This window comes from Bacteroides sp. 2_2_4 (genome assembly GCF_000157055.1).
In the GTDB taxonomy this organism is placed as follows: Bacteria; Bacteroidota; Bacteroidia; order Bacteroidales; family Bacteroidaceae; genus Bacteroides; species Bacteroides ovatus.
In genome coordinates, this window is sequence record NZ_EQ973409.1 from 1 (window position 1) to 771 (window position 771).

Below are 771 nucleotides of genomic sequence, written 5' to 3' on the forward strand. Positions count from 1 at the left end.
AAGCGTCTCCGCGATTCTATATAGTGTATTAAAATAAAAAGGCTAATGATCCCTTTTTAGTCATTAGCCTTTTCCCATCTGTCAGGAAGCAGTTCCCTGTATTTTTCAATTGGTGTGTTCGGTTGCCATTCGGCTGTTCTGTTTATCACATCCGTGAGATACTCAAATAGATTCACTTTATGCATCCTACAAGTGAGTGCTATCGTATAGAGTATGGCGCCTCGTTCGGCCCCCTTATGGCTGCCGAAGAACAATGAGTTTTTTCTTGATAAGGATATGTACCGGTTCATCCGTTCAACCATATTGTTGTCCAGATAAGTGTCACCATAATTAAAGATGTCCACCACTGCATTCCACTCATTGCGAAGATAGGTAATGGCTTCCTGCAGTTCGCTCTTAGGTAATAAATCCCCCCGTTCTTCTATTTCATCAAGCACATCTTTTATTTCTCCGAGTATGTCCGGCGCATACTTTTTTCGATGCATAAGATTCTGTTCTACCGTCCATCCCTCAACCCCAACTTTATGCTTATGCTCGTTTTGATAAAGTGCGTTTATCAGCTCCACGATCCTTTTTGCATCCGGGTCCTTCTCACCGCAATCTATAAATTTCCGTTTTATATGTTGCAAGCACGGGATGCGTGTGATATTGGGATAAGCATCGCTTTCGAGCTTCCGGTAAGGTGAGTAACCATCGCTTTGTATGATACCTTTGCAACTGCCTAATTCGTTAAGAATAACTCTTTCAGACCGGGAGCCGTCATCATAGAGC

At 42.7% G+C, this 771-nt stretch carries 1 protein-coding gene; it reads right to left on the minus strand.

Features of this window, described 5'->3' with window-relative positions; translation table 11 throughout:
* Positions 1-56: 56 nt before the first annotated feature.
* Positions 57-771: IS66 family transposase (locus tag BSCG_RS00070; RefSeq protein WP_008777681.1), on the minus strand; the 715-nt coding region annotated here is incomplete at its 5' end.